We start from the raw sequence: 21,016 nt of genomic DNA, 5'->3' as shown, positions 1-21,016 counted from the left end.
GAAGCGGGATTTTGCGCGGCCATGCGGCAACGCTAGCACAGCGGTTTTTCTATTGAAATAGTAATTTCTTATAAGAAAGCGCGTTGTCGATCGGGTGGGGCGAGGGGCAGCCGAAAGCAGCCCGCCGCGCAAGCGCGGCGGAGCAAGTGATTTAAAAGATTGATAAATATCCGATGGTGGGACCGCCTCTCGCCGGGAGAGAAGAGAAGCGCAGCTGCTGACCTCCTTGCGGATCAGCCCGCTCCGTCCTCATCCTGAGGCGCTTCGCGTCAGCGAAGCCTCGAAGGAGGCTCCAGCGGGCAATCCGGCCTGCCAACGAAATCGGAGGCCGACGATCGAAGCGTCCCCTGGACCCTCCTTCGAGGCCTGGCTTTGCCGGGCACCTCAGGATGATGGTCGAGTTCTTCGAAGGATGGACGCCGGCAATCGAGCGGCAGTCGTCCCCTACACCGTCTGCGGAACGATGCCGCCGAGGCGGCTGGAGGCGAGGCAGGCGTCGACCAGGGCCATGGTGCGGATCGAATCGTGCACGTCGGTGTCGAGCACGCTGTCCTCGCCGGCGGCGAAGCGCTGCAGGTTCGACATCACCGCGCCGAACGCATCCGGCACGCGCTCGCCGACCAGCGGAATCGTCGTCCACTCGCCGCCCTCGACGATCACTTCGAGCTTCTCCGGCACCGGCTTCAGATAATCGTGCAGATAGCCGAGATCGAGATGGGCGCAGCCCCTGGTGCCCTCGACGCGGATGGTCGCGTCAATGTGCTTGGGGCCGTAATTATAGGTGTGATTGAGCGACAGGCAGCAGCGCGCCTTCGGGCCATAATCGAGGATGATGCTGGAACGCGCATCCTTGAGGTCGGGATAGCGCGGATGCGGTACCGCCTTGGCATAGACGCTGTCGGGCTCGCCGAGGATCGAGCGGATCCAGTCGAGATAGTGGATCGAATGCAGCGGGATCTCGACGGCGTCGAGATGCGGGATGAAGGACCACATCTCCCACGGCATGTAGACGGCGAGCCGGACTTCCAGCTCGACGATGTCGCCGAGCAGGCCGCGCCGGACCGCGTCGCGGATCGCCAGCATGGAAGGCGTGTAGCGGAGCTGGAAATTCGTGGCGGCGGTGATTTTTCGCGCGTCGATGGCGGAGAGGATCTGCCGCGCCGCGGCGAGATTGGCGCCGAGCGGCTTCTGGATCAGTGCGACGCTGCCGACCGGCAGTTGCTCGACGGCGCCGAGGATCGCCACCGGCGGCAAAGCGAGGTCGAACACCGTGTCCTCGCTGCGCGCGGCGATCGCCGCCGCCATGCTTTCATAGACGACGGGGATGTCGAACTGGTCCGCGACCGCGCGCGCCTTGGCCGAATCGAGATCGAAGATGCCGGCGACGGGCAGGCCGATCTTGCGATAGGCGGGCATGTGGGCGCTGCTGACAATGTCGCCGGCGCCGATCAGGGTGATCGGCCGCGGCCGGCTCGGCATCGGCCAGGTCTGTTCGAGATTCAAGCCAGCCGTCATGCCACCCTCCGAAGCGCCGCCAGAGCGGATCCGGCAGCCTGAAACTGTCTATTTGTATCACTGACGATAGTCGACGTTGATATTTGATAGGAGATGGGCAATCCTGTCAACAACGCGGGCAGTGGCCGCGCGGCAGTCCAGAGGAGGATGACAGGATGGTCGGTACGGGTGAGGTTCGGATCGCGGGACAGGTCGGGCTGGAGGGTGGCGAACGGCACGTGCATGCGGCACGGCGGCTCCGCGCGGCGTTTCCGATGCTCGAATTCGTGCCCGCCGCCGCGGCATCCTCCAGCTTGCCGGTCATCCGCCTGGTCGAGGACCGGTCGCTGGCCGAGGGCGCCTTCACGCTCACCGTGCGGCCGAAGGACGGCTCGAATGCCGAGATCACCATCGCCGGCGGCCCCTTCTCCGGCGTCATCTATGGCGCGGAAGAGCTGATTTCTCGCGCCAAGATCGAGGGTGGCGCGGTGCAGGTGCCGACCGGCGAGCGTCGCGTCGCGCCGGGCCTTGCCTATCGCACCTTCTGGACCTGGGACCATTCGACCAACTGGGAATTGTCGCAGGTCGGCCACCAGGAAATCGGCGTTTTCAACCCCTATGGCAAGCCGCCTGCCGGCTTCCTCGGCGACTACACCAGGCTGGTCGATTTCGCGAGCCGCAATCGCATTCCCTCGGTCGTGATCTACGGCTTCCTGCGCAATTCGCATGGCGGCATCGAAGCGGCGAAGGAGCTCTGCCGCTATGCCACCGAGCGCGGCGTGCGCATCGTGCCGGGCATCGCCATCGGCTCCTATGGCGGCGTGTATTGGGAGGGCGACCACCCCTACAACCTCGCGACCTGGCTGAAGAAGAATCCGCAGCATGCCGCGACGATGGAAAAGGGCGTCGGCTTCCAGATCGCGGACCTCGACTTCCCGCTCAATTTCCCGCGCTCCGACTACACCATGAGCGCCTGCCCGAGCGCGCCGGAGACGATGGACTGGATGGAGGAGGCGGTATCCTGGCTCGCCGACACCTTCGAGATCGGGGGGGTCAACATCGAGAGCGGCGACTATGGCGTCTGCGGCTGCGCGCGGTGCGTCGCCCGCCGCAACAACGAGGCCGAGGCCGCCCGCCGCGTCGACGACCATGGCGATTCTTGGTCGCATACCGACATGGCGGAGAATTTCCCGCGCCTCTACCGCGCGGCAAAGGCGAAGAAGCCGGACGCCTGGATCTACAGCGAGCTGCAATGGGACAATCTGTTCGATCCCGTCGCGCATGACGCGCAGCGCAGCATGCCGAAGGGTGCGATCTACCAGCACACCACCAACCGCACCTTCTGGGGCCGGTTGCAGAAGGAACTTACGCGGGCCGATGTCGAGAAGCTGCCGACGCAGCCGAACGTGCTGCGCTGCCAGTTTGCCTGCCAGTGGAACGGCGATCGCCGCACCGAGCGCTATGCCTTCAACGGCCGCACCTTCGCCGACATGAACAAGTTCTGCGCCGATGTCGGCATGGAGGGCCTGACCGTCTGGGGCGAGCCGTCGCCCTATCACGCGACCGTCGAGCTCTCCTATCTCGCCTTTGCCCGCTTCGGCTACGAGCCGACGCTGAGCTGGGAGCGCTTCATCGCCGAGGACGCGGCGCCGCTTCTGGGCGGCGTGGCGGCGGCCGAGCGCTTCGTTGCGGTGGCCGAGGAACTCGACGCCCATATCGAGCTGCCGGTCGAGCGGCTGAAGGCTCTGAAGGGCGAGGCCCGCGAGGCGTCGCGCCACAGTGACGACGAGGTCTCGCGCCGCTGGCTGAGCCTCGAAGACCAGATCGCCCGCCGCGTCTTCATGGGGCGGTAGCGGTCGGAAACGTCGCTCGGCCGGCCTTCGCGCCCGGCCGAGCTCCGACTTCTCACCTCTCCCTCAGGGAGAGGTGAAGGATCGCGCTCATTTTCAATGCAGGCGTATCCTGGTTCGCGGCCGAGCACAGGATTACCCATCATAAGCCAAAATCGCTCTGGAGGGTGGGAAAGCCGGCGTCCTAGACTGGTAAAAAAGGGCGGAGATCGCGACGATCTTTCGCCTAAACCGGGGAGGACGTCCGCTTGGCGGAACCAGCACATTTCGTCATCGTCGGCGGCGGCACCGCCGGCTGGCTGACCGCCTTCATCATCGAGGACAGCGCCCGCCGCCAGAAGCTCGATATACGCGTCTCTGTGGTTGAATCCTCGAAGATCCCGACGGTCGGCGTCGGCGAGGGCAGCACGGCGGCGATGCGCGTGCTGTTCCAGCATTTAGGCATCGACGAATTCGAGTTCTTCCGCGAGACCGGCGCCACCTTCAAGCTTGGCATCCGCCACACCGACTGGCGCCGCAAGGGCTTCACCTATTACGGCCCGATCGACGACCCGCATCAGGTCATCGCCGCGCCGCCGGGCGCGCCTTCCGACTATCTCAACGTCTATTGCGTCGCCGCCGGCCGCAAGGTGCAGGACATGCACCTGTTCGGGCCGCTGCTGGAGCAGAAGAAGGCGCCCTATGCCAGGAAGGCGGACGGTTCGCTGGTGGCGCTCGGGCCGTTCCACCACGCCTTCCATTTCGACCAGGCGCGGGTGGGAAAATTCCTGAAATCGAAGTCCCGCGGCGTCGCCATCGTCGACGCGGTGATCGAGGGTGTCGAGCGCGACGGGGAGAGCGGCGACATCACGGCGCTTCAGCTCGATACGGGCGAGCGCCTGGCCGGCGATTTCTTCATCGACGCCAGCGGCTTCCGCAAGCGGCTGATCGGCAGGGAGCTGAACGCGCCCTGGATCTCCTACCAGAAGGAACTGCCGGTAAACCGGGCGCTGCCGTTCTGGCTCGACATCCAGCCCGGCGAGGAGATCAACAACTATACCCATGCCTGGGCGCAGGAAGCCGGCTGGATCTGGCAGATCCCGACCCAGGGTCGCTATGGCTGCGGCTATGTCTATTCCGACGAATTCAAGACGCCGGAAGAGGCGAAGCGCGAGGTCGAGGCGACGCTCGGCCGCGAGATCGAGGTGCGCGACGACATCCGCTTCGAGATCGGCCGGCTGGAGAATGCCTGGATCGGCAACTGCCTCGCCGTCGGCCTGTCGTCGAGCTTCCTGGAACCGCTGGAATCGACCTCGATCCACGGCACCATCGTGCAGATGATGCTGTTCACCCAGCGCTACATGAAGCGTCCGGAGGCGATGACCGCGGCTGACCGTGCCGACTACAACCGCCGGGTCGGCCGGCAGGTCGACGACTTCCGCATCTTCGTCAACACCCATTACGTCACCGAGCGCGACGACACGCCCTTCTGGCGCAATGTGAAGGCGGAGCGGCTGCATCCGGAGACGAAGGAGCGACTGGCGCACTGGAAGCGGGAAATGCCCCGGCGCGAGCATTTCGGCGATTTTCTCGACGGCCTGCCGCATGTCGAGACGCAGCTGCATTATCCCGTGCTCGACGGGCTTGGCCTGCTCGACCCGGCCCTGGCGCGGGCCGAGATGGCCAAATCGCCGGCCCTGCGCGCCTTCGCCCGCCAGACCGTGGACAGCCTGGTGAAGGAATACCGGCAGGCGGCCTCAAAAGCGCTCGGCCATGCCGAATTTCTCGAGCATGTGAACCAACTTGGCCGCTGAGCCCAGGTTCGCCTGAAACGAAAAGGCCCCGGCGGAGAAACGCCGGGGCCCCTGCGCGTCGCATGCCGGGGGAGGGGCAGGCTACGCCACGCTCTGACTTTTCTGACTGAGCCCCATTCTTCCCCTCTCGCTGAGGAGAAATTCGCGTGCCCCCCTCCTCAACATGCTGAGGAGGCCCAGAGGGCCGTCTCGAAGCACGCCGAGCGGCTCCGCTACCAAGATCTGCCCTCGGGCGGTGCGTCCTTCGAGGCTTCGCTGCGCGAAGCACCTCAGGATGTTGGGGTCGGAGAGCTGCCGAATGTCCTTCCTGGGTTGTGCGGACGTTTGGCGGGTGAGGATTTAAGGTCTCACCCGATCGTTTCCTAAACCCTCGCCCGGCTCCTGGAGCCGATAAGCAAGGCTGCGCCTTCACGCCACCCGCTGCTTGGCTTCGCCGCGGGCCCATTCCGGCAGCCATTCGCCATGGGCGGCCAGCAGGTCGTCGACGAGATGCCAGATCTGGTCGAGATCCAGCTCGGCGGCGGTGTGCGGGTCCATCATCGCGGCGTGGTAGATGTGCTCGCGGTTCTCGGTGAGCAGCGCCTTCACCGTCAGTTCCTGCACGTTGATGTTGGTGCGCATCAGCGCGGTCAGCTGCGGCGGCAGTTCGCCGATATAGGTCGGCTGGATACCCGAGGCGTCGACCAGGCAGGGCACTTCCGCCGCGCAATCGGCCGGCAGCGAGGTGATGCAGCCATTGTTGCGGACATTGCCGTAGATGACGGAAGGTTCGCCGGTCCAGACCGAGTTGATGATCTCGGAAGCGTATTCCTTGCTCTGCGACACCTCGATACGGTCGGCCGTGCGGTATTCCTCGGCCTGGCTCTTCCAGCGGGCGATCTGCTCGATGCAGCGCTTGGGGTATTCGTCCAGCGGAATGCCGAACGTCTCGATCAGGTCCTCGCGGCCTTCCTTGATGAAATAGGGCGTGTATTCGGCGAAGTGCTCGGAGCTTTCGGTGACGAAATAGCCGAGGCGGGTCAGCATCTCGTAGCGCACCTTGTTGGGGCAGCGCGGATTCCAGCCGGGCTTCGGCGCACGGCCTTCGCGGTAGCCGCGGACGAGGTCCGGGTAGAGATCGCGATAGGAGCCGTCGGCCTGGCGATGCTCGAACTTCAGATAGAACGCCATGTGGTTGATGCCGGCGGCGCGGTAGCGGATTTCCTCGTAGGGAATGTCGAGGTCATGCGCCAGTTCCATCGCTGTGCCCTGCACCGAGTGGCAGAGCCCGACCTGTTTGATGGCCGGGTATTTGGCCGTGATCGCCCAGGTGTTGATCGCCATCGGGTTGACGTATTGCAGCAGGATGGCGTTCGGGCAGATGGCGAGCATGTCCTCGCAGATCTTCCAGAGATGCGGCACGGTCCGCAGACCGCGCATGATGCCGCCGACGCCCAGCGTGTCGGCAATGGTCTGGCGCAGGCCGTAGCGCTTCGGCACGTCGAAATCGGTGATCGTGCAGGGATCGTAGCCGCCGATCTGGAAGGCGACGACGACGAAATCGGCGCCCTGGAGCGCCTTCTTCTGGTCGGTATAGGTCTCGACCCTGGCTTTCGCGTCGAGCGTCGAGGCGATCTTGCGGACGACGACGGCGCTCTCTTCGAGGCGCTGCGGGTTGATGTCCATCAGCGCGATGGTGGCGCCCGACAGCGCCGGGCGCTGAAGCACGTCGCCGACGATGTTCTTCATGAACACGGTCGAGCCGGCGCCGATGAAGGTGATCCTGGGATTGGCAGTCATGGGGAGAAGCTCCGGGGTAGGCAGAATAGTTAGGCGGCTATTTCGAACGCGGCGCGGACGAGGCGGGCGGTGTATTCGCTTTGCGGACGGGTCAGCACCTCGCTGACCGGACCCTGTTCGACGATCTTGCCGTGCTGCATGACGATGACGCGGTGGCAGAGCGCGCGCACGACCTTCAGATCATGCGAGATGAACAGGTAGGAGAGGCCGCGCTCGTCCTGCAGCTTGCGCAGGAGATCGATGATCTGCGCCTGCACGGACAGGTCGAGCGCCGAGGTCGGCTCGTCGAGCAGGATGAATTCGGGCTCCAGCGCGATGGCGCGGGCAATGGCGATGCGCTGTCGCTGGCCGCCGGAGAACTCGTGCGGAAAGCGCGACAGGATGGTGTCCGGCATGCCGGAATCGCGCAGCGCCTGGCGCACGCGGTCGAGCCGGTCCTGGCGGCTCGATCCGATGTTGTTGACTACAAGCCCTTCCTCGATGATCTGGCCGATCGACATACGCGGGTTGAGCGACGAGAACGGGTCCTGGAAGACGATCTGCATGCGCGAGCGCAGCGGCCGCATCGCCTTGCGGTCCTTGTCGTGGATGGGCTCGCCGTCGAAGACGATCTCGCCCGTCGAATGCTGGATCAGCCGGATCAGCGCCTGGCCGAACGTCGTCTTGCCTGAACCCGATTCGCCAACGATGCCAAGGGTTTCGTGGCGTCGCAATTGGAGGCTGAGATTGTCGCAGGCGAGCAGCTGGAAGAAGTCCGGCTTGAACAGGCCGCCTCGCTTCAAAGTGTAGGCGACGCGCACATTGCGGCCCTCCAGGATCACCGGCGTGTTCTCGGGCAGCGGGTTGGCGGCGCCCTTCGGCTCGGAGGCGAGCAGGTGGCGCGTATAGGCATGGCGCGGGCTCTGGAACAGCGTCTCGGTGACGTTGTGCTCCTTCACCTCGCCATGCTGCATCACATAGACATAGTCGGAGAACTGCCGGACGATCGTCAGGTCGTGCGTGATCAGGATCACCGCCATGCCGTAGCGCTTCTGCAGTTCGCGGATCAGGTTGAGGATCTGCGCCTGCACGGTGACGTCGAGGGCGGTGGTCGGCTCGTCGGCGATCAGGATGTCGGGCCGGTTGGCGAGCGCCATTGCGATCATTACGCGCTGGCGCTGGCCGCCGGAAAGCTGATGCGGATATTGTTTGATGCGCGCTTCCGGGTCGGGGATTTGCACTTCCCTCAAGAGTTCGAGCACCCGGGCCGTCGCCTCGGCGCGGGTCATCTTGCGGTTGTGGATGTGCAGCACTTCGGCGATCTGCTGGCCGATGGTGTAGACCGGGTTCAGCGAGCTCATCGGCTCCTGGAAGATCATCGCGAAGCGGTTGCCGCGCAGCTTGCGCTTGGCGACCGGGTTGAAGGCCAGCACGTTCTTGCCCTCGAACTCGATGCGCGCCTCCTTGGCGACGGTGGCCCGCTTCGACAGCAGCCCCATGATGGTGCGCGCCGTCACCGATTTGCCGGAACCGGATTCGCCGACGATGGCGATCGTCTCGCCCTTGTGCAACTGGAACGACACGTCGCGCACCGCCTCGACCGAGCCGCCTTCGACCTTGAAGGTGACGGCGACGTTGCGGGCATCGAGGATCAGCTCGCGGCCATGCGCGTTCAGGTCGTAGCGTTCGGCCGGGGCGAATTCGTTGGGGGTCAAGGCCATGAGGCTCCGCCTAGTAGGGGTCGATCGCGTCGCGCAGACCATCGCCCAGCGCGTTGAACGCGAAGACGGTGATCAGCACGAAGACGACGGGGGAGAGGATCCACGGATAGGAGCCGATCACCGAGAAGGCGCCGGTATCCTGCAGCATCAGGCCCCAGGAGATCAGCGGCGGCTTCACGGCGAAGCCGAGGAAGCCCAGGAAGGATTCCAGCAGCACGATGGTCGGGATCGCCAGCGTCACGCCGACGATGACGTGGCTCATGACGTTGGGCAGGATGTGGCGGAAGATGATCCGCCCGTCGCCAGCGCCGATCGCCATGGCCGCGCGGACATATTCGATGCGGGCCAGCGCAAGCGTCTTGCCGCGCACTTCTCGCGACAGCTGCGCCCAGCCGAGCGCCGCCATCACGCCGATGACGAAGGCGATGAAGACGTTGGAAGGCGCGGTGATCGGGATCAGCGAGGTCAGCGCCAGGTAGAGCGGCAGTTGCGGGAAGGCCAGCACCAGCTCGACGAAGCGCTGCACCCAGGCGTCGATCCGCCCACCCAGATAGCCCGAGGTGATGCCGATCGTGGTGCCGACCGTGGTCGTGATGAATACGACGATCAGCGCGATGGTGAGCGAGATCCGGGATCCAACGATCCCTCGGGAGAGGATGTCGCGGCCGAACTTGTCGGTGCCGAGCAGGTGGATCGGCGCCCCGTCGCGCGAGCCGAACAGATGGATGTTGGAAGGGATCAGCCACAGGATTTTGTAGTCGAAGCCGCGCACGAAGAAGCTGAGCACATGCGGGTTTTCGAGGTCCGGCCCGTTCATCGGCTGGAACGTCACCGGATCGAGCTCGTCCGTCTCGACGATCGGATAGATGCGAGGGATGAGGCTGAACGAGCCGTCCGGCTTGAAGAAGCTGATGTGATCGGGCGGCGCGAAGCCGATGCCGTTGGCGCGCGGATCGACGGGGGCGACGAAATCCGCGAACAGCGCCATCAGCAGCAGGCCGACGACCATCACCAGGCCGATCATGCCCATGACGGAGCGGCGGAAGCGGCGCCAGACCAGGGCGAAATAGCCCTCATTGCCATGCGCGAAGCGGGTGCTCGGCACGGCGGGCGAGGCGGCGGGCGGCACGGTCATGGTAGTCTCGGTGGTATCGGTCATGAATTGCCTCCGCCCAACCGGACGCGCGGATCGAGCAGCGCCAGCAGCATGTCGGCGATGATGTTGCCGATGATCAGGGTTGTCGCCAGAACCAGCATGAAGGTGGCGGTGACATAGACGTCGCCGACCGCCATCGAGCTGACGATGGCCGGGCCGACGGTGGCGAGCGAGAACACGATCGCCACCTCGATCTCGCCGGTCAGCATGTAGGGCAGCACGACGCCCTGATACATGACGAGCGGGTGCAGCGCGTTGGGTACGGCATGGCGCAGGATCACCTGCGATTCCGGCAGGCCTTTCGCGCGCGCCGTCTCGACATACTGGGCGTTGAGCGTGTCGAGCAGATTGCCGCGCATGACCCGCATGTTGTAGGCGAGGCCGCCGAAGGTCGCGATCGCGACAACCGGCCAGACATGCTTCACCAGGTCGACGAACTTGGCCCAGGACCAGGGCGCGCCGCCATATTGCGGCGAGAAGAAGCTGCCGATCTCCTGCACGTTCAGTTTGAAGGCGAGCAGGTAGACGATGATGATCGCGATCAGGAAGCGCGGCACGGTCATGCCGAGGAACGACACGAAGGAGAGCACCGAGTCGATCCAGCTATACTGGCGGGTCGCGGCGACGATGCCGAAGGTGATGCCGATGATCGACGCCAGGATGTGGCAGGTCAGCGCCAGCAGCAGGGTGCGCGGCAGCCGTTCGGCCACGACCGTCGAGACGGGCTTGTTGTAGAAGAAGCTGTCGCCGAAATCGAAGCGGGTGAGGATCCCCCAGAGCCATTTGAAATACTGGAGGACGACGGGATCGTTGAGGCCATGCGCCTGGCGATAGGCCTCGGCCTGCGCCTCGGCGACGACGGCGGAGGCGCCGCCCTGGTTCATCAACTGGGCGCGGATGAAATCCCCATAGTCGCCGGGCGGCGCCTGGATGATGGCGAAGGTCACGACGCTGAGAACGAACAGCACCGGGATCGCCGAGAGAATCCGCATGGTCAGGAAGCGCAACATCGGGGCAACAGCTCCCTGTTCTGGGCTAAAGGGGGACAAGGGGGCGGCAGCCCGCTCCCTTGTCCGGATCGATGGATCGGCGCGGGCTTAGCCCGCTACCGGTCAGCCTTTGGCCGGTCCGCCCTTGTCGCCGGGCGCGCCGGGCAGCGTTTCCGGGAACAGTTCGTACTTGCCCTGCTTGTCGGCAGGCACGAACACGCGCTCGCGGATGATGCTGTCCTCGGCCCAGTTGAACAGGTTGATCGGGACGCCCTTCGGGATGTTGGCGAAGCGCTTGTTGATGATCAGCGCACCCGGATACTGGGTCAGGCCGATGCCATAGACATTGTCGGTGTAGAGCTTCTGGAACTGCTTCATCAGTTCCTTCTTCTCGGCCGCGTCCGGGGTCGTGATGAACTTGTTCACGACATCGACGATCTGCTGTTCGAAGGGCAGCAGGTCGAGTTGGCCATCCTTGCCGGCACGGTGGAACCAGCTGGTCTTCGGGCCGACAGGGGCGAGGTTGACGGTCTTCTGCACGACCGAGGTGAGGTCTTCCTGGTTGCGGAAGATCATCCAGTCGAACTGGCCGCCCTGCTGCAGCGCGTCGCGCTGCTTGCCCTCGACCTGGTTGAGCAGGACGCGGATGCCGAGCGGCTCCATCATCGCCACCACGCCGTCGGCGAGGCTTTTGTCGGTCTGGTAGTCGGCATTGACGAGGAGGGTGACCTCAACGTTCTTGCCGCCCGCCGTTCCGGCCGGGAAGTTGACGATGCCGTCGCCATCGGTGTCCTTCAGGCCGGCCAGCGCCAGTTCAGCCTTGGCGCCTTCGAGATCGAAGGGATAGTAGGCGGTCGAATCCTTGTCGTAATAGGTCGTGCCGGAATAGATGCCGCCGGGATAGATGGTCGTGAACGGACCCTTGACCAGCGACTCGCCGAGGCGCTTGCGGTCGACCGCCGAGGTGATCGCCTTGCGGAAATGCTCGTTGCGGTTCAGTTCGCGCACGGCCTGGGCGCGCTCGTCCGGCTCGCCCCAGCCATTGGCCGAGAGGTTCGGATAGAGCGAATAGCCGATGATGCGCGGACCGAATTCCAGGCGGGCCGGCGCGTCGGCGCTCGCCGAGCGCTTCAGCGCCTCGACGAAGCTTTCCGGCTGCTCGAGATTGGCGAAATCGCCCGATCCGGCCACGGCCTGGACGTCGCGATCGGCCCAGGTCGAGAGCTTGTAGTGCAGCTCGTTCAGGTAGGGCAGCTGGTTGCCCGCCTCGTCGACCTTCCAGTAATAGGGGTTGCGCCGCATGACGACGATGTCGTCGGGGCGATACTCGACCGGCGCCCACGCACCCATCACCGGAATGTTCATGTATTCCGGCGGGAAGGCGTTCTTGTACTGCTCGTAGGTGTTCTTCGAGTATTTCGGATGCTGCGGCTTCAGGATATGCGCCGGGCCGGGGCAGAAGGTGCCATAGGCCATCTGGTAGAGATACTGCTTCGGGAAAGCTTCCTTGAAGGTCCAGATCAGCGTGTAGTCGCCATCGGCCTTCAGCGTGGTGCCTTCGCCGAACGAGCCGGGCGCGGCGCCGTTCAGCGGCGTCACGTTCGGGTCGTTGACGTTGTCGTCCCAGTAGAACATCGCGTCGGCCGTGGTGAACGGCTGGCCATCCGACCACTTCGCGCCTTCGATGAGATGCATGGTCAGGGTGTGGCCGTCCTCCGACCATTCCCAGCTCTTGGCGAGGTTGGGCAGCGGCTGCAGCTCATCCGCCTTGATCTGGAACAGCGGACCCGAGCGGGTCAGGCATTCGGAAAGACCGATATCGATGCCGCCCCAGCCCTGCGACTGGCCGCCGACATAGTTCCAGCCTTCCGGGCGGCCGCCGATGACGTGGCGCATCGTGTCGCCATAGACGCCGAGGCCGTCGACCATGTTGCCGGTCTTGTAGACCATCGGCTCCTTGGGGAGGCGGTCCTTGACGGCGGGCAGCTTTCCGGTCGAGACGAAGTTCTTCGTGACCCAGTCGGGCTCGTGATAGTCGGGCAGTGCCTTGAATTCGAGGATGTCGGCCGCGCCGACATAGTCGATCTTGCCCTGGGCGTCGAATTTCGGCGGATCGGGCGGCGTGATCGGCGGCTTCACCTGGGCCTGCGCGGCCAGGACCGAAACGCCCAGAAGCAGGCCGGCTCCACCAAGAGCCAATGCGTATCTGTTCATAGTTCCTCCCCTTTGAACGGCACCCGCGCGACGCACTGGCACCCGTTTCTTCTGCCTTCCATGGCGACCTCCCGCGCAACGCCGTCCCAAGGGCGCGGCATGGGATGCCGATCCGGCGCGATGGCTCCTCCCGTCGCGCCGGATCCAGATGTCGGCCCGGCGGCTACTCCGCCGCCTCGGCCTTCTCCTTGGCCCGCTCGGCGCGGACGGTCTCGATGCCCCGGATCTCGCGCCGCGCCGCGCCCTGCCAGTCGCGGGTGGCGACGGTCTTGTTGGCGAGGCGCGACTTGGCGTCGTCGATGGCATGGGCGTATTGCGGCAGCCAGCGCGCCTGGGCGACCAGCATCTCGTCGACCATCTGCCAGACCTCGTCCGGCGAGCAGATCGCGCCGACCAGCGGATCATGCAGCACGGCGAGCTTCAAGAGCTCGACATCGCCGGTGACGGCGGCATGCACGGCCATGCGCTGGACGTTGATCGAGGACAGGCAGGTGGCGGCGCAGGCTTCCGGCAGCTTGATGCCGGCCGTCATGTTGAGGCCGAAGCGGTCGACGAAGCCCGTCGATTCGATGATCGCATCCTCGGGCAGGTTGGTGATGATGCCGCGGTTCTTGACGTTGAAATGGCCGCGATAGACGCGCCCGGTCTCCAGCGCCTCCAGGATGTGGCTGGCATGCTCGTTCGAGCGCTTTTTCGGGTCGAGCGGCTTGCCGGCGTCCTCCAGGAATTTCGGGAAGTCGGTCTCGAACCAGTTGCGGGTCTCGGTCGAGTGGCGGAGATAGCCGCCGGTCTCGCCATGGATCCAGTTCGACATGTCGATCCAGCGATGGATCTCGTCCGGCCGCTTGCGATACCAGGGCAGGTATTCCGACAGATGGCCGTTGCTTTCGGTCGAATAGAAGCCGAAGCGCTTCAGGACGTCGATGCGGACCTTTTCCTGCTGCGAGAAGACCGGATGCGCCTCGAAGGCGGTGACCAGCTCGTCCTTGCCGATCTTGCGGCCGCGGAAGCGGATGTCGACATACCAGGTCTGGTGGTTGATGCCCGAGCAGATGAATTCGAGCTCGCTCTCGTCGGTCGCGCCGAGCACTTCGGCGATCTGCTCGCCGCCATGCTGCACGCCGTGGCAAAGCCCGATCGTGTCGACGCCGCCATATTCGATCGCCGCCCAGGTGTTCATCGCCATCGGGTTGGCATAGTTCAGGAAGCGCGCACCGGGCTCGGCGACCTCGCGGATATCCTTGCAGAAGTCGAGAATGACCGGGATGTTGCGCTGGCCGTACAGGATGCCGCCGGCGCAGATCGTGTCGCCGACGCACTGGTCGACGCCGTATTTGAGAGGAATGCGGATGTCGTCGGCATAGGCCTCGAGCCCGCCGACGCGCACGCAGCTGATGACGTAGCGCGCCCCGGTCAGCGCCTCGCGCCGGTTGGTCGTCGCCGTGATCTTCGTCGGCAGCTTGTTCTCCGCGACCATGCGGTCGAGGATCTGCCGGACCATGGTCAGATTGGGCTCGCTGATGTCGGTCAGCGCGAATTCCACCTCGCGCAGTTCCGGCACGCAGAGGATGTCGGAGACCAGCTTCTTGGTGAAGCCGACGCTGCCGGCGCCGATGATGGCGATCTTGAAACTAGACATGGCGTTTCTGGGGGGCCTCGGAGGCGGCCGTCGCGCCCATGGCGCGTTTCCTGGCAAAGGGGCTTGGTCGGGCGTTCGCGAAAGCTACGGAATTGCCTCGAATATGGCGGGGTTCTGGCAGCCTTGGGTGGTATTGGCTCATGCCGCTGCTCTCTTTTTTATCGCCCGACCGCTTGGCTCAAGGCTAGTATGCGCAAGGTTCATGCGTGAACCAGAGAGAATTTGTGCTTTCGTGGGTGATTTTATGCTCGGAAAACTGGCCCAGCGCGCTCCGGTCATGAAGACCGTATCCCTGCCCCGCGGCCGCCACCGCCTGCACACCATGCCCACCAGCACGGGCTACGAGATCCGGACCGATTCGAGCTATAGCTGGGACGGCCGCAAGCGGGGCCAGACGCCGTTCACCGTGCTCCAGCATACCGTCGCCGGCTCCGGCAGCCTGCGCTACGACCGGCGCCACTACCGGATCGGGCCGGGCGAGACGATGCTGGTCGTCGTGCCGCACAATCACTGCTATTCGGTCGAGCCCGGAACCCCCTGGGAATTCTTCTGGATCTCGATGAACGGGCAGGAGGCGCTGCGCATCCACCGGCAGATCCTGGAGGCGACGGGACCGGTCCTGCGGCTGCGGCCCGACACGATCGACCATCTCGCCGACTGCAGCCTGCGGCTCATCGATGGTGGCGGCGAGACGCCGGGCGCCGCCTCGGCCGTCGCCTATGAAGCGGCGACCGCGCTCTATGACGACGTGTTCGGCTCGCACGGCGCGTTGCTGGCCGATAATGGCGTCATCCAGCGCGTGGTCGAGCACATCCTCGCCAATCTCGACCAGCCGCTCTCCGTGCCGGAACTGGCCGAATTCTCGGGCTTCAGCCGGGCGCATTTCTCGCGCATGTTCGCGGCGAGCGAGGGCATGCCGCCGGCCGAGTTCGTGCTGCAGGAGCGGATGCGCCGCGCCGCCCGGCTGCTGGCCGGGCAGCAGGTGCTTTCGGTCAAGGAGGTGGCGGTGCTCTCTGGCTTCGACGATTCGAACTATTTCGCCAAGGTGTTCCGGCGCTTCTTCGGCACCAGCCCGACCGAATTCCGCACCACCGGCATGTATGCGAGCGCCGGCTCCGGCGGACGCCCGCCTGATTCGCTGTGAGTCAAGAATAACTACATGTTGACGAATAGAGCGAGGCGGCGCACTAGATCTGCGTGTCGAGGCTCTTTCGAGTCGCAAGATTCGGAAGTTTGAGGGAATGCCGGGACGTCCTGGGAAGGGCGAAGCCGGAGCTGCCCCCGCAACTGTGAACGGCGAGTATCTGCCCGGAGAGACCACTGGGGCCGCGAGGTCCCGGGAAGGTGGGCAGAACGACGACCCGTGAGCCAGGAGACCTGCCTCGACAGAATGAAAACGTCCTCGGGCGGGGTGTCCCGGTGGAGCGCTGGATTCGTGCGGCCCGTTTCTGGGGGCCGTTGGTCCTGTTCGCTTCCGCTCGGCCTTTGCTCCCAACATCCGGGCTGAAGCCGATGTCTGAAACGATTGATCTGGACCGCAGCATGCCGGTCGCCCCCCATGCGTCGCTGGCGCCTGCGAATGCGCCGTCCAGGCCGTCCGCCGTCGCCACGCCGGTGTTCCACGTCATCCGCCGCAACGGTTCGCTGTCGGATTTCGACGCGTCCAAGATCGCCGTCGCGCTGACCAAGGCGTTTCTCGCCGTCGAGGGAAACAGCGCCGCCGCCTCGCGCCGTGTGCATGAGATCGTCGAGGACCTGACCGGCCAGATCGTCAGCGCGCTGACGCGCCGCGTCGGCTCCGATCGCGCGCTCCACATCGAGGACGTGCAGGACCAGGTCGAGCTGGCGCTGATGCGCGGCGAGCACCACAAGGTCGCCCGCGCCTATGTTCTGTATCGCGAGGAGCGTGCCCGCGCCCGACGCACCGCCGAGGCGGTCGCGCCGGCCGGCGCGCCGCTGCTCAAGGTGCGCGGCGCCGATGGCGTGCTCCGTCCGCTCGACGAGCGCCGGCTGCGGCTCGTCGTCGACGAGGCCTGCGCCGGCCTCGCCGATGTTGATGCGGCCGCGATCCTCTCCGAAACCCGCCGCAATCTGTATGACGGCATCTCGCTGGCCGAACTGGCGCTGGCGCCCGTCATGGCGGCGCGCACGCTGGTCGAGAGCGAGCCCAACTACGCCTTTGTCAGCGCCCGCCTGCTGCTCGACATGCTGCGCGCCGAGGCGGTCTCGTTCGTGCAGGGCCTTCCGGTCCAGCCGACGCAGAGCGAGATGGCCGGCCGCTATGCCGATTATTTCCCGGCCTTCATCCGGGTTGGCATCGAGCATGAGCTGGTCGATGGCGAACTCGGCCGCTACGATCTGGTCCGCCTCGCCGCTGCGCTAAAACCCGAGCGCGACCTGAACTTCCAGTTCCTCGGCCTGCAGACGCTGTATGACCGCTATTTCCTGCAGACAGGCGGGACCCGCATCGAGCTGCCGCAAGCCTTTTTCATGCGTGTCGCCATGGGCCTGGCGATCCGCGAGATCGATCGCGAGGCGCGGGCGATCGAGTTCTACAATCTGCTGTCGTCCTTCGACTTCATGGCCTCGACGCCGACCCTGTTCAATTCGGGCACGCTGCGGCCGCAGCTTTCGTCCTGCTTCCTGACGACGGTGCCGGACGATCTCGAAGGCATCTTCAAGTCGGTGAAGGACAATGCGCTGCTGGCAAAGTATTCCGGCGGGCTCGGCAATGACTGGTCGCGCGTGCGCGGCCTCGGCGCCCACATCAAGGGCACGAATGGCGAGAGCCAGGGCGTGGTGCCGTTCCTGAAGGTCGCGAACGACACGGCCATCGCCGTCAACCAGGGCGGCAAGCGCAAGGGCGCCGTCTGCGCCTATCTCGAGACGTGGCACGTCGACATCGAGGAATTCCTCGATCTCCGCAAGAACACCGGCGACGACCGCCGCCGCACCCACGACATGAACACCGCCAACTGGGTGCCGGACCTGTTCATGCAGCGCGTCGCCGAGGAGGGGCCTTGGACCCTGTTCTCGCCCGACGAGACGCCGGACCTGCACGATCTCTACGGCCCCGCCTTCCAGCGCGCCTATGAGGGCTATGAGGCGAAGGCGAAGCGCGGCGAGATGCGCGTCCATAAGGAGGTCAGGGCGACCGACCTCTGGCGCCGCATGCTGACCATGCTGTTCGAGACCGGGCATCCCTGGATCACCTTCAAGGATCCCTGCAACATCCGCTCGCCGCAGCGCCATGCCGGCGTCGTGCATTCGTCCAATCTCTGCACCGAGATCACGCTCAACACGTCGAATGACGAGGTCGCGGTCTGCAATCTCGGTTCGATCAACCTCGCCCATCACATCGTTGGCGACGGCCTCGATCTCGACCGGCTGGCGCGCACCGTCCAGACGGCGATGCGGATGCTCGACAATGTCATCGACATCAATTTCTACACCATTCCCGAGGCGCGCCGTTCCAACCTGCGTCACCGTCCGGTCGGCCTCGGCCTGATGGGCTTCCAGGACGCGCTGCAGGCGCTGCGCATTCCCTATGCCTCGGAAGCCGCCGTCCGCTTCGCCGACGAGAGCATGGAGGCGATCTCCTTCCACGCCATCTCGGCTTCGACCGATCTCGCCGCCGAGCGCGGCCGCTATCCGAGCTTCGACGGCTCGCTCTGGTCGCAGGGCATCCTGCCGATCGATTCCGTCGAACTGCTGGCCGAAGCGCGCGGCGGGCTGGAGCTCGACCGTTCGACCGTGCTCGACTGGGAAGGCCTGCGCGAGCGGGTCAAGACGGTCGGCATGCGCAATTCCAACACCATGGCGATCGCGCCGACGGCGACGATCTCCAACATCTGCGGCGTCGCCCAGTCGATCGAGCCGGCCTACCAGAACCTGTTCGTCAAATCGAACATGTCGGGCGACTTCACCGTGGTGAACGCGGCGCTGGTGCATGATCTCAAGGCGCGCGGCCTCTGGGACGAGGTGATGGTGTCGGATCTCAAATATTTCGACGGCAGCATCGGCCCGATCGACCGCATCCCGGACGATCTGAAGGCGCTCTACGCGACCGCCTTCGAGATCGACTCGGCATGGCTGATCGAGGCGGCGGCGCGGCGGCAGAAGTGGATCGACCAGGCGCAGTCGCTCAACCTCTACATCGCCAATCCCTCGGGCAAGAAGCTCGACGCGCTCTATCGCCTGGCCTGGCAGCGCGGGCTGAAGACGACCTATTACCTGCGCTCGCGCTCCGCGACGCATGTCGAGAAGTCGACGCTGAAGGGCACGGACGGCAAGCTCAACGCGGTCTCGGCCGTGCTCGCCACCGCCCCGGTCGCTGCCGCGCCGATCGTCATGCCGGCCGCGAAGCTGGCGCCGGCACCGATCGCCGTCCCGATCGGCGAGGCCTGGGGCCAGGCGTGCTCCATCGACGACCCCGACTGCGAAGCCTGCCAGTAGGCGGGAGGGGTCTTGCACTTGTGATGCCGAGCTTCAGGAATCGGTACGCAAGCAAGACCCTCACCCAACCCTCTCTCGAAAGCTGGAGAGGGCTTTCAGCCGGTGCCGATGAGGAGGCTGCGTCTCGCTTTCCCCCTCTCCCGCTTGCGGGAGAGGGCTGGGGTGAGGGGCTTTTCGCTAGTGCTTTCGACCTCTCCCCATGGGAGGGGTGAAGACTTGTCTTGCTGCGCCTTTCCAAGGCTGCGCCATCAGAATTCCAAGGAGTTGACCATGCTCGATTGGTCCGAACCCAAATCCGCTCCCGCCCCGGGCGCGCCTTTCGCGGCGGCCGGGCAGGGTGAACCGGCTGCTGACGCCACCGGCCTCGGCGCCATCGACCGCGCTGGCGGCCGGGTCTCCGTCGACGACAAGGCGATGATCAATTGCCGCGCCGACGTGAACCAGTTGCTGCCGCTCAAATATCGCTGGGCCTGGGAAAAGTACCTCGCCGGCTGCAACAATCACTGGATGCCGACCGAGGTCTCGATGCAGGCCGACATCGCGCTCTGGAAGTCGAAGGACGGGCTGACCGAGGACGAGCGTCGCGCCATTAAGCGCAATCTCGGCTTCTTCGCTGCCTCGGAATCCCTCGTTGCCAACAACATCGTGCTGGCGATCTACCGCCACCTGACCAATCCGGAATGCCGGCAGTACTTGCTGCGCCAGGCCTTTGAAGAGGCGGTGCACACGCATACCTTCCAGTACATCGTCGAAAGCCTCGGCCTCGACGAGGGCGAGCTGTTCAACATGTACCGGGAAGTGCCGTCGATCACCGACAAGGCCGCCTGGGCGCTGAAGCACACCCAGCATCTCGACGATCCCGACTTCAAGACCGGCACGCCGGAGACCGACCAGGCGTTCCTGCGCGACCTCGTCGCCTTCTACGTCATCTTCGAGGGCATGTGGTTCTACACCGGCTTCGCGCAGATCCTGTCGCTCGGCCGACGCAACAAGATGGTCGGCATCGCCGAGCAGTACCAGTACATCCTGCGCGACGAGAGCATCCACCTGAACTTCGGCATCGATGTCATCAACCAGATCAAGGCGGAAAACCCGCATCTCTGGACGGCTACGTTCCAGGACGAGCTGCGTTCGATGATCCGCGAGGCGGCGGAGCTCGAGGCGTCCTATGGCCGCGATACCATGCCGCGCGGCTTCCTCGGCCTGAATGCGGCGCTCTGCGAGAGCTACATGCACTTCATCGCCAACCGCCGCTGCGCCCAGCTCGGCCTCGCGCCGGTGTTCCCGGAGACGGAAAACCCGTTCCCCTGGATGTCGGAGGCGATGGATCTCAAGAAGGAGAAGAACTTCTTCGAGACCCGCGTCATCGAATACCAGAACGGCGGCGCGCTCGCCTGGGATTGAGGATTCGCGACGAAGTCGCGTGCCCTTCCTTTCAGAAGGACGGGATGCTTGAACCCTCCCCTTGAGGGGGAGGTTCAAGAAGGAGCAGCCTCAGCGCAGCTCCGCCGCCGCGTCATAGGTGCGCTGTGCCGTCAGTACGGCGTCCATGTTGCGCTCGGCCCAGTGGGCCAGCGTCGCCACCGTTTCGGTCAGCGTCTGGCCAAGCGGCGTCAGCGCATATTCGACCGTCACCGGCACGGTGGCGAAGACGGTGCGCGAGACCAGCCCGTCGCGCTCCAGCTTCTTCAGCGTCTGCGACAGCACCTTCTGCGAGATGCCCTTGATGTCGCGCCGGATGTGGTTGAAGCGCACCGGCTCGCCCTGCAGCCGGTCGAGGATCAAGAGCGCCCATTTGTCGGCGATCCGGTCCAGCACCAGCCGGGTGGGGCAGCGATCCTCATAGACGTCATAGGCGCGCTGCAGCGTCGTCGTTTCCATCGCGTTCTCCCGCCCCGGTATCCCGGAGGAAACCATGTGAGCCAAAAGTGCTCTCTTTTGCCTCGT

At 65.0% G+C, this 21,016-nt stretch carries 13 protein-coding genes and 1 riboswitch; of the genes, 5 read left to right on the top strand and 8 right to left on the bottom strand.

Annotated elements, in window-relative coordinates; translation table 11 throughout:
- Nucleotides 1-444 precede the first annotated feature (444 nt).
- Nucleotides 445-1,515, bottom strand: a complete 1,071-nt coding sequence (locus OSH10_RS09865) for a Gfo/Idh/MocA family protein (protein ID WP_266331497.1) — start codon at nt 1,513-1,515, stop codon at nt 445-447.
- 155 nt (nt 1,516-1,670) lie between these two features.
- On the opposite strand from OSH10_RS09865, the gene OSH10_RS09860 reads away from it, so the two are divergent.
- Entirely contained in the window at nt 1,671-3,347 is a 1,677-nt protein-coding gene (locus OSH10_RS09860; RefSeq protein WP_266331496.1) for a hypothetical protein, read from the top strand.
- A gap of 245 nt (nt 3,348-3,592) precedes the next feature.
- Nucleotides 3,593-5,137 (top strand): tryptophan halogenase family protein, encoded by a 1,545-nt coding sequence (locus tag OSH10_RS09855; protein WP_266331495.1) that lies wholly within the window; start codon nt 3,593-3,595, stop codon nt 5,135-5,137.
- A 408-nt stretch (nt 5,138-5,545) separates the two neighbouring features.
- Here OSH10_RS09855 and melA (OSH10_RS09850) read toward each other — a convergent pair whose 3' ends face one another.
- The 6 genes from melA (OSH10_RS09850) to melA (OSH10_RS09825) form a co-directional block, all read right to left on the bottom strand.
- Entirely contained in the window at nt 5,546-6,916 is a 1,371-nt protein-coding gene (gene melA / locus OSH10_RS09850) for an alpha-glucosidase/alpha-galactosidase (protein WP_266331494.1), read from the bottom strand.
- 29 nt (nt 6,917-6,945) lie between these two features.
- A complete protein-coding gene (locus OSH10_RS09845; protein WP_266331493.1) occupies nt 6,946-8,616 on the bottom strand; it encodes an ABC transporter ATP-binding protein in 1,671 nt (556 codons plus the stop codon).
- A gap of 10 nt (nt 8,617-8,626) precedes the next feature.
- The gene (locus OSH10_RS09840) at nt 8,627-9,751 is read right to left on the bottom strand and encodes an ABC transporter permease (protein WP_266331780.1); all 1,125 of its coding nucleotides are present in this window, start codon (nt 9,749-9,751) and stop codon (nt 8,627-8,629) included.
- 20 nt (nt 9,752-9,771) lie between these two features.
- On the bottom strand, nt 9,772-10,782 hold the full coding sequence (locus tag OSH10_RS09835) for an ABC transporter permease (RefSeq protein ID WP_266331492.1): 1,011 nt from the start codon (nt 10,780-10,782) through the stop codon (nt 9,772-9,774).
- A 102-nt stretch (nt 10,783-10,884) separates the two neighbouring features.
- On the bottom strand, nt 10,885-12,975 hold the full coding sequence (locus tag OSH10_RS09830) for an ABC transporter substrate-binding protein (RefSeq protein ID WP_266331490.1): 2,091 nt from the start codon (nt 12,973-12,975) through the stop codon (nt 10,885-10,887).
- A 163-nt stretch (nt 12,976-13,138) separates the two neighbouring features.
- A complete protein-coding gene (melA, locus tag OSH10_RS09825; protein WP_266331488.1) occupies nt 13,139-14,614 on the bottom strand; it encodes an alpha-glucosidase/alpha-galactosidase in 1,476 nt (491 codons plus the stop codon).
- A gap of 244 nt (nt 14,615-14,858) precedes the next feature.
- Between melA (OSH10_RS09825) and OSH10_RS09820 the strand changes: the two genes are divergently transcribed.
- From OSH10_RS09820 to OSH10_RS09810, 3 genes are all read left to right on the top strand, one after another.
- Nucleotides 14,859-15,758, top strand: coding sequence for an AraC family transcriptional regulator (locus OSH10_RS09820; protein WP_407660702.1), 900 nt, complete (start codon nt 14,859-14,861; stop codon nt 15,756-15,758).
- 42 nt (nt 15,759-15,800) lie between these two features.
- Nucleotides 15,801-16,013, top strand: a riboswitch (cobalamin riboswitch).
- A 113-nt stretch (nt 16,014-16,126) separates the two neighbouring features.
- Nucleotides 16,127-19,069 carry a ribonucleoside-diphosphate reductase subunit alpha gene (locus OSH10_RS09815; protein ID WP_266331486.1) on the top strand — a complete coding sequence of 981 codons (2,943 nt, stop codon included), beginning with the start codon at nt 16,127-16,129 and terminating at the stop codon, nt 19,067-19,069.
- A 270-nt stretch (nt 19,070-19,339) separates the two neighbouring features.
- A complete protein-coding gene (locus tag OSH10_RS09810; RefSeq protein WP_266331485.1) occupies nt 19,340-20,473 on the top strand; it encodes a ribonucleotide-diphosphate reductase subunit beta in 1,134 nt (377 codons plus the stop codon).
- A 90-nt stretch (nt 20,474-20,563) separates the two neighbouring features.
- Here the strand turns inward: OSH10_RS09810 and OSH10_RS09805 are convergent, their stop codons facing one another.
- On the bottom strand, nt 20,564-20,950 hold the full coding sequence (locus OSH10_RS09805) for a winged helix-turn-helix transcriptional regulator (protein ID WP_266331484.1): 387 nt from the start codon (nt 20,948-20,950) through the stop codon (nt 20,564-20,566).
- Between the last annotated feature and the right edge of the window lie 66 nt (nt 20,951-21,016).

It is taken from the genome of Kaistia defluvii (genome assembly GCF_026343955.1).
Taxonomy (GTDB): domain Bacteria; phylum Pseudomonadota; class Alphaproteobacteria; order Rhizobiales; family Kaistiaceae; genus Kaistia; species Kaistia defluvii.
The sequence above is the reverse complement of the archived record's forward strand: the minus strand, read 5'-3'. Positions and strand labels throughout refer to the sequence as shown.

Excerpts from the sequence above, each read along its gene's own strand:
- OSH10_RS09820 (WP_407660702.1), top strand. The coding sequence starts at position 14,859 with ATGCTCGGAAAACTGGCCCAGCGCGCTCCGGTCATGAAGACCGTATCC.
- OSH10_RS09840 (WP_266331780.1), bottom strand. The coding sequence starts at position 9,751 with ATGACCGTGCCGCCCGCCGCCTCGCCCGCCGTGCCGAGCACCCGCTTC.
- OSH10_RS09835 (WP_266331492.1), bottom strand. The coding sequence starts at position 10,782 with ATGTTGCGCTTCCTGACCATGCGGATTCTCTCGGCGATCCCGGTGCTG.
- melA (WP_266331494.1), bottom strand. The coding sequence starts at position 6,916 with ATGACTGCCAATCCCAGGATCACCTTCATCGGCGCCGGCTCGACCGTG.
- melA (WP_266331488.1), bottom strand. The coding sequence starts at position 14,614 with ATGTCTAGTTTCAAGATCGCCATCATCGGCGCCGGCAGCGTCGGCTTC.
- OSH10_RS09810 (WP_266331485.1), top strand. The coding sequence starts at position 19,340 with ATGCTCGATTGGTCCGAACCCAAATCCGCTCCCGCCCCGGGCGCGCCT.
- OSH10_RS09865 (WP_266331497.1), bottom strand. The coding sequence starts at position 1,515 with ATGACGGCTGGCTTGAATCTCGAACAGACCTGGCCGATGCCGAGCCGG.
- OSH10_RS09805 (WP_266331484.1), bottom strand. The coding sequence starts at position 20,950 with ATGGAAACGACGACGCTGCAGCGCGCCTATGACGTCTATGAGGATCGC.
- OSH10_RS09830 (WP_266331490.1), bottom strand. The coding sequence starts at position 12,975 with ATGAACAGATACGCATTGGCTCTTGGTGGAGCCGGCCTGCTTCTGGGC.
- OSH10_RS09845 (WP_266331493.1), bottom strand. The coding sequence starts at position 8,616 with ATGGCCTTGACCCCCAACGAATTCGCCCCGGCCGAACGCTACGACCTG.
- OSH10_RS09815 (WP_266331486.1), top strand. The coding sequence starts at position 16,127 with ATGTCTGAAACGATTGATCTGGACCGCAGCATGCCGGTCGCCCCCCAT.
- OSH10_RS09860 (WP_266331496.1), top strand. The coding sequence starts at position 1,671 with ATGGTCGGTACGGGTGAGGTTCGGATCGCGGGACAGGTCGGGCTGGAG.